This is a genomic window from Arthrobacter sp. 05T47 (assembly GCF_056395825.1).
The window spans coordinates 1-7,653 of record NZ_JBFTKG010000068.1 but is presented as its reverse complement, the minus strand read 5'-3'; the positions used below and the strand labels follow the sequence as shown (position 1 = coordinate 7,653).

8 protein-coding genes and 1 pseudogene are annotated in these 7,653 nt (G+C 66.8%); 4 read left to right on the top strand and 5 right to left on the bottom strand.

Going from position 1 to position 7,653, the window contains the following annotated elements:
* Positions 1-187: pseudogene (locus AC1DEY_RS22295) on the bottom strand (hypothetical protein); the annotation flags it as partial.
* Between the two features lie 474 nt (positions 188-661).
* Positions 662-835, bottom strand: a complete 174-nt coding sequence (locus AC1DEY_RS22290; RefSeq protein WP_476869896.1) for a hypothetical protein — start codon at positions 833-835, stop codon at positions 662-664.
* A gap of 337 nt (positions 836-1,172) precedes the next feature.
* Here AC1DEY_RS22290 and AC1DEY_RS22285 point away from each other — a divergent pair, with 337 nt between their 5' ends.
* Complete coding sequence (locus AC1DEY_RS22285; RefSeq protein ID WP_476869895.1) at positions 1,173-3,008, top strand: AfsR/SARP family transcriptional regulator; 1,836 nt, start codon at positions 1,173-1,175, stop codon at positions 3,006-3,008.
* 90 nt (positions 3,009-3,098) lie between these two features.
* A complete protein-coding gene (locus AC1DEY_RS22280) occupies positions 3,099-3,281 on the top strand; it encodes a PspC domain-containing protein (protein ID WP_476869894.1) in 183 nt (60 codons plus the stop codon).
* Positions 3,282-3,450: 169 nt separating this feature from the next.
* Here the strand turns inward: AC1DEY_RS22280 and AC1DEY_RS22275 are convergent, their stop codons facing one another.
* Complete coding sequence (locus AC1DEY_RS22275) at positions 3,451-3,654, bottom strand: cold-shock protein (protein ID WP_011690916.1); 204 nt, start codon at positions 3,652-3,654, stop codon at positions 3,451-3,453.
* Between the two features lie 323 nt (positions 3,655-3,977).
* Between AC1DEY_RS22275 and AC1DEY_RS22270 the strand changes: the two genes are divergently transcribed.
* Positions 3,978-4,361 (top strand): TfoX/Sxy family protein, encoded by a 384-nt coding sequence (locus AC1DEY_RS22270; RefSeq protein WP_476869893.1) that lies wholly within the window; start codon positions 3,978-3,980, stop codon positions 4,359-4,361.
* 5 nt (positions 4,362-4,366) lie between these two features.
* On the opposite strand, the gene AC1DEY_RS22265 is transcribed toward AC1DEY_RS22270, so the two are convergent.
* A complete protein-coding gene (locus AC1DEY_RS22265; protein ID WP_476869892.1) occupies positions 4,367-5,104 on the bottom strand; it encodes a hypothetical protein in 738 nt (245 codons plus the stop codon).
* A gap of 223 nt (positions 5,105-5,327) precedes the next feature.
* Here AC1DEY_RS22265 and AC1DEY_RS22260 point away from each other — a divergent pair, with 223 nt between their 5' ends.
* Positions 5,328-6,608 (top strand): flavin-containing monooxygenase, encoded by a 1,281-nt coding sequence (locus AC1DEY_RS22260; RefSeq protein WP_476869891.1) that lies wholly within the window; start codon positions 5,328-5,330, stop codon positions 6,606-6,608.
* Positions 6,609-6,647: 39 nt separating this feature from the next.
* Here AC1DEY_RS22260 and AC1DEY_RS22255 read toward each other — a convergent pair whose 3' ends face one another.
* Positions 6,648-7,472, bottom strand: a complete 825-nt coding sequence (locus tag AC1DEY_RS22255; RefSeq protein WP_476869890.1) for a hypothetical protein — start codon at positions 7,470-7,472, stop codon at positions 6,648-6,650.
* Positions 7,473-7,653: the final 181 nt, after the last annotated feature.

Here is a 7,653-nt window from a genome sequence, read left to right as displayed (position 1 = left end):
CGGTGAACCCCGTGCCCCCGACTGCCGGACCCGCCGTGAACGCGGCGGCCAGCGCGCTGCCCACAATGCTGATGCCGGCCAACCGGGTCCGACGTGGTCGTTCCCGGCCGAGGTAGGACTGAAGGTCCCGTTGCTTGTCATCGATGCGGTTGGATAGCTTCTGCCGCGTATCGGATGTTTCGTCCATGACCTGGTCCCCGGTTCCCTCGCCGATCGTGTCCGCACGCCCGAAAAGTAGGATCCGGCTGCCAGCGGTCCGCCTGTTTCCCCGGCTTCCCCAGCCAAGGCGGAAGCTCCGCCGCGTAGCCGCTCCCCCGAAACGCGCACACGTTTAGGATGCTCCCGCGCCCCGGCGAGTGTCTAGACAGACCCGCCAGCCGCGCTGCCGGAGAATTCGCCCCGCACCGGCATTCCGCACCGTCCCCGGAATTGCGCGCCAAAAACGGACAGCCGCTGCGTGAATCCACGCAGCGGCTGTCCGTAAACGTGGCGGAAACCAGGTTGCGCCCACTTATTGCCGCCGCCATGGGTCCGCGGATGAGCCCAGCGACCTCCGCATGGCACTCAGGCAACGCACGACGTCGGGCCTGGCCTCCGTCTCCGGTTCTGGAGGTGGGGGCCGGGCCCGGGCGGTTGCTGGCGTGCGGCTGCTGGGATTCGGTCAGTGCAGGGTCCGCAGGGTCGCGTACGGTTCGCTGGGGAGATTGCCGGCCATCCATGGGCGGGTGGACCGGACGGGCGGGGTGTGGCCCCGGCCGTCGCGGAAGACCGCGACGAAGGTGGCGACGGCTGCGAAGACCAGGAGTCCGGCGAGCAGGATGGCGGTTAATTCCATTTGTGAAGCACCTCGGGCGAGTGAGCTGGTTGATGGGGCGGATGATGGGCTGGTTGCGGGCCGGAATCCGGGGTGATCGGTGCGGGTTTGGTGTTGCGGCTGTGGTTCTGGATTCCGGTCCTTTTGTGGGGACATGTCCAGTTTCCGCTCGGACCGTGTGAGCCACCGTGTGAGCTTTTTTCCGGCCGGCTTCCGGCCTGTTTCCGGCCAGGTTTACCGCCCGGCGCGGCTCCGATCGCGCGTCGCCAACAGCTCCGCCAGCGCCCCCGCCGCTACCCCGTGGCACCGCCACCATCACCCCCTCCCGCTCCTCCACCAGCGGCGTAGCATGACTCATATGGCCGACACTTGGATTCGGCTCCTCGGTCCGCCCAGGATCGAGTCCGCTGGCATCGCACCCCGGCAGCCCCGCGGCCGCAAGGCGTGGGCTGTGTTGGCCTACCTCGCGCTTCAGCCGGGCGGCACCGGCCGGGCCCGGACAGCGGCCCTCCTGTTCCCCGATGCCGAAGACCCCCTCGGCGCCCTCCGCTGGAACCTCTCCGAGCTGCGGCGGACCCTCGGCGCGGACTCGGTCGGCGGCGACCCGCTGCGTCTCGTATTGCCGGCCGGGTGGAACTGCGACGTTATGGCGGCACTGGCCCCCACCAAAGACGCCGACCCACGCACCTTCGACGGCGAACTCCTTGAGGGGCTCGCCTTCGACGAATGCCCGGCGTTCGAATCCTGGCTGGAAGACCAGCGGCACCGGCTCGAGAACACCGTCCTGACGCTGCTCTACGAGGCGTCGCTCGCCGCGCTGGCGGCCGGAAGGGCGGACGACGCCGTCGACCTCGCCACCCGTGCGCTGCACCTTGACCCCTTCAACGCCGACTGCCACGCCGTGCTGATCAAGGCCCTGCTGTCCTTGGGCGAGTACCGGCGGGCGCGGGAGCAGGCCGACAAGTGCCGTGAGCTGTACCGCCGGGAGCTCGGCCTCGGGGTGCCAGCCGAGGTGCKCCGGGCCCTGTCCGACGCGGCTCCGCCGGCCGAGCCCGGGCTGCCGGCCAGCTCGGCCGCGGTGCGGTCCTATCTCGATGCCGCCGAGGCGTCGCTCTCGGCTGGCTCRGTGGACCGCGGGCTGGAGCAGTTACGCCTCGCGGCCGAGATCGCGCAACGGACCGGCGACCATCACCTGCTGGCCGAATCCCTGGTGACGCTGTCCGGGGCGCTGATCCACCAGGCCGGCGGCCGGGGCGCCGAAGTGGCCGATCTCCTACACCGGGCTTTGAAGTCGGAGGGATTGGATCCTGAGTCTCTGCAGTCAAAAACACAAAACCCCGGGCGGCCGGCCTCGCGGGTGGCGGCGGCCGCCTACCGGGAGCTCGGGTACCTGTCCGTGCAGCGGGGTGTCCCGGACCGTGCGGCCGGCTGGCTGGAGCAGGCGGCCCGGGCCGCGGACGGGTTCGACGACGAACGCTCCAGGATCCTGGCCATCCAGGGCATGGCGGCCTCGGACACCGCGCACTACAGCGAGGCGCTGGCGGCCCTGGCCGAATCAACCCGGCTGGCGACCGCTGTGGGGGGCCGCCGCCTGCTGGCGTTCAGCGAGGCCCTGGCCGGCCGGGTGCATCTGCTGCGCGGGGATCTGGAGCCGGCTGCCGAATGCCTGGACCGGGCCCAGGAACTGATAGCGGCCGAACACTGGACGGCGTTCGAGCCCTTTGTCGCCGGGCTCCGCGGCGAGACCTTCCTCGCAGCAGGCCAGCTGGAGGAGGCCGCTCCCCTGATCGACCGCTCCTGGGTGATGGCCGACGTCGCCGGCGACCACTGCTACCTGACCCTGGCCGCCGGGGCCAAGGCCCGGCTCAGCATGGCGCTGAACGATCCCGCCGGGGCCGAGTCGTGGTTGAAGCGCGGGCTCGACACCACCCCCTGGTATCTCTGGTACCGGGCCCGGCTGCTGGACACGGCGGCCGAGGTCGCGATCGACGCCGGCTCCCCCGCCGCCGGGGACTACGCCGACCGGCTCGGCACCATGGCCAGCCGCGGCGCCTTGCGCGAACTCGTGGTCCGGGCCCACTCGCACCGGGCGGTCCTGGGTGACGCGGCCGCCGCGGAGACCATCCCGTGGCTGGCCAAGGACATCGACAACCCGGCGCTGAACTCGTACCTGGCGCGGCGTGGGCAGCTCTGACGACGGGCTAAGTCGCGCGGGCTGTGGAACCGCGACCCAGTGGCGAAGATTACTGCTGACGGGACGCACACCCGGTGCTAGGGTGACGAAATGGCAGCAACCCTGGTTCGTCCCCGGCGTGGCAAGGTCATCGCCGGGGTGTGTGCCGCCCTGGCCGACCGCTTCGAGGTCCCGCGGTCGTTCGTCCGCCTCGGGTTCATGTTCTTCGGCCTTTTCGGCGTCGGCGAGTTCATCTATATCGCGCTCTGGATCATCATCCCCGAGGGCGACTAGCCGCCGGGACTGCCCCACCGGGCACAGCTTTCATCACTGGAGCTGAACGTCCACGGCGGTGGCGCGCCGTCGTCGTACTTCTTGGAAGCACGGGTGAGTTAAACAAAAGCAGGGCCCGTCCGAAGACGGGCCCTGCTAGAAACCTAACGGTTCCGGGTATCTAAGGAAATTAGATAGCCTGGATGTTGGTGGCCTGGGGACCCTTGGGGCCCTGCTCGGTTTCGAAGGAGACCTTCTGGTTCTCTTCGAGGGAGCGGAAGCCGGAGGAGTTGATCGCAGAGTAGTGTGCGAAAACGTCCTGTGAGGAGTCATCGGGGGAAATGAAGCCGAAGCCCTTTTCAGCGTTAAACCATTTGACGGTACCAGTAGCCATTATTTTTGTCCTTCGTGAAGGTGGAGGAACTGTCCCGACTTTCGGGTCCTCCTGTTTGGGGTGCTCAAAACCGCTGCTTCAGAAGAACATGGGCTTTCGACCATGCGTACTGCCTGAACTACGAACTGCATAAACACAACAACAGAAKCAACYRTACAGGAGATTCCGARCACGATTTACCACAGYCCCGTCGAGCCAYYGTCCGCSGCASYCCGCCCGGCACCCGCGCCAGCCGTCTSCGCGSMCCGMSTGTRCCGTGCCCGGCCGCGGGCATATCCTGCAGRAAGACCTGTCCGCGAGGATCAGTTACCGGAGGAAGACCCATGGAAATGCCCAAAGCGTCCGACGCCGACAAGGAGCACTTCCGGTCGGTGCTGCCCGACCATCCCGAGGTGGTCGTCAAGCCGATGTTCGGCAACCTKGGSGCGTTCGTGCACGGGAAYATGTTCGCYGGCCTCTTCGGCCCCACYATCGGYGTGAAGCTGGCCGAGGCGGACAAGGAGGYGCTTGAAAGCACCGARCGGACCGTYCCGTTCGGGCCGSCSGAGCGKCCCATGGGCGGCTACACCGGATTGCCGGAAGTCTGGAACGCCGAGGGCGACGGCGATGAGGCGCGGGCCAAGGCCTGGGTGGAGAAAGCATTCGAACACGTGGCCGGGCTGCCGCCCAAAGAGCCGAAGGTTACTAAGCCCCGGCCCAAAAAGTAGAAGAACTAGGGCAGGACAACATTCACGAGTTCGGACCGGCTGTCGGTCTCGAGGTCCTCGGTAAGGGCCAGCCCACCGATCTGGGGGCAGTGATACTTATACTCCCGGGAGTTCTTTTCAAGCGGCGTCCAGTCGTAGACCTTGACGCAGTCCGTGTACGTGCCTGACTTGGTGGATACGGTCTCGCCGGTAGCGACGGTGTCCCGCATATCTTCCGCGTGACCAACGTAAAATTCCTGCTTGTAGGAGTCGCCGACGCGCTGCTCGGCCTTCATCCAGATACCGGCTTTTGCCCCGTCTTTTCCATGGCGAAAACTGCCGGAGTGGTTCACCAACATTCCATTCATGTAGTTGTCCACGTCCTCGCCGAAGTACCAGACGTCGCCGTTTTTGTGTTGCGCCAGGTAATCCCGGGTTTCCTCTACCAGCTGCCCGTTCTTGTACTCCTTATCCAGATAGACCGCCGTCTCAACACCCTCTATGGTCACGGTCTCCGGCAGGATTTCGATCTCGATGCTCTCGGTGACTCGTCCGTGTTCGGTGGTCTCGTACGTCAGTTTTTTGCCGACAGGGAGGGCGAAGTATTTATTGGTGATTTCAGTGGTGAAATCGGCAGGGTTGATCTGCGGGTTGTACTCCGCGGCCGTACTCCTCTTTGTGTTGTCGAGGACAAATAATGTCGCCCCACCAACGACCAGCAACAGGACGATCACACCAAAGACGATTTTGGTTCGTCGATTCATGACCTTTCCCACTCCTTCTGAGTAGAAATTCCTGCAGAGGGGTCAGAGCACCGTTGCTTGCCCATGGCCATAGGAAAAAGGTAGCGGTCCGCACTGAACCAGAACACCCTTGACGAACACCACGCTGGGGCCCCACGCCGTCTCCGGGCACCTATACGTAGCGACGCTGCGGGCATATCCTGCCAACACAGCCAGCCTGCACCCTGGCTACGGGAGAAGAACCATGGAGACCCCGACGGCCGCCCGACCTGCGGCTCCGCAAAGCGTCGACACCCTGGTCGTCGGGGCCGGGCAGGCTGGCCTGGCCACGAGCTACTGGCTAAGCCGGGCCGGCGTCGAACATCAGTTGCTGGAACGGCGCGAAACGCTKGGCGGGGCSTGGCAGGACCGGTGGGACGCGTTTTGCCTGAACACGCCGAACTTCTCGCTCGCGCTGCCCGGCATGCCGTATGACGGCCCCGCCCCGGAMGCATTCATGCTGCGAGATGACCTCATCGGCCATTTCCGGCACTATGCGSARAGCATCGACGCTCCTGTCCGRACRGGTGCGGAKGTCACGCGSATCGCGCCMGCGGASSGCGGCGGCTTCAMCGTGGCCACAAMCCRGGGCAGCTGGCGSGCCCGRAMCGTGGTGCTSGCYACCGGCGGYTACCAGRMGCCGAAAATCCCYRCRCTGTCGGCSCAACTGCCYRGCCRCATCCTGCARCTTCACACCSACAGCTACCGCAACCCGGGCCARCTGCCCGASGGYGCCGTGCTCATCGTTGGCACCGGCCAGTCCGGCGGCCAGATCGCCGAGGAACTGCTCGCCGTCGGCCGCGAMATCCACCTGGCGGTSTCCACRTGCCCGGAAGCACCGCGCCGGTACCGCGGCCAGGACCTCCTCTAYTGGATGATGCAGCTTGCACAATTCGGCCCCGACTWCGGACTGAACGGCCTCACCGTKGGGCAGCTGCCCTCCCCCGCGGCGAGGTTCGCCTGCAACCCGCTGGTGTCCGGCGCCGRCGGCGGCCACRACATCCACCTGCGSGACCTCGGCCGSCGCGGCGTCCGGCTGCACGGCCATTTGGAAGCAGCCGACGACGGCGACCTCGTCTTCAGTGATGACCTTCCGGAACGCCTGGCCCTGGTGGAGGCGGCGTTCTACCAGCGGATGAAGCCGATGTTCGACAGCTATATTGCCGCCACCGGCATGTCGGCGCCGGAGCCGGAGCCGCCGCGCCAGGACGACTGGCTTCCTTCGGAACCGGCACGGCTGAACCTCGAGGCCGCCAACGTCACGTCGGTCCTCTGGGCCACGGGCTACCGGCTGGACTTCAGCATCCTGGACATCCCGGTGCTGGACGAATGGAACTACCCCCGGCACCACCGCGGCGTCACCGAACACGCGGGTCTGTACGCCGTCGGCTTGCCGTGGCTGACCGGGCACGGCTCGTCCATCGTGGCGGGCGTGGGCCGCGACGCCGAGTACATTGCGCAGCACATCGCCGGGAACAATGCATAGAACATCGCCGCCCGGTGACGGCGGCGTTCCGGAGGGTGGCTACCCCGAGCAAGGCCCGTCGAAGTCCACTGGTGCTGCGAGGCCGGCCGAGCTGAACCATTCCCTGGCCCATGCCTGGACCGAGGGTATCGCGAGTTGCTCGGCAACGCGCTCCGGTGGCCCGTCGAACACAGAATTTCCCTCCTCCAGGAGGTCCCCTGTGCCGCTGCCGGCGAGGAGCCCGAAGAGGGCAGGCTGGTCGAGGAAGGGAAGCTTCCCGCCGTCGCCGTCGGTCAGCACGCCCCAGCGCGAGGTGAACAGCGAGAACTCCTCCGGCCGTTCCCCGTGGTCCGCCACGAGCGGGCAGGCGTCGGCGTCGAGCTGGATCCGCCGGTAGTTGGGCTCCGTTTCGTCAAGGGCCATCAGTTGGAGATCGTCCAGCCACGACAGCCAGACCGCTGTGCACTCTCCCAGCAGCGGATACGGGGCGGCGGCGATGTAGCCGGCCTTGCTCACGTGGGCGGAGTGGCCAACGGCGATGTTGTGGAGCTGCCCCCGGACCAGCGGCAGGACCGCGCTGACGGGCTGGCGGTAGTTGGCGAATTTCCGCCGCATCACGTCGGCGCTTGAATTCGAGCCGATGGAGACCACCAGGGAACGGGCTTCCAGCGGTGCCGCGCTGGCTTGCGCGAGGGCTTCATCCAGTCCGGCTGAACGCTCAAGGGGCCGGAATTCATCGCCGTCCATGACACCCGAGGCCACGGGCGGGTCCCACGGATACAGCAGCGGATCGAGATGGCCGGCACCGTCGGCAATGCTCAGACCCAWGGACTCAGCCGGGTGGAGCCTGGTGGAGCCGTCGGCATCGTGCTGGAGACTGAYCAAGGTGGCCCGCTTTCATGGCTCGGGACTTCCATTGTCCCGCACTTTGGGGAACCGGACCTTCGGCGCCAGCGCCGTTCAGCCCCGCCGCATCGGCGCGAGGCCTCCTGCATGTCAGCTTGTCCAACAAACGCGTCACACCCCGCGGTACGCTGGGATCCCCGACCAAACGCAAGCGAGGCAT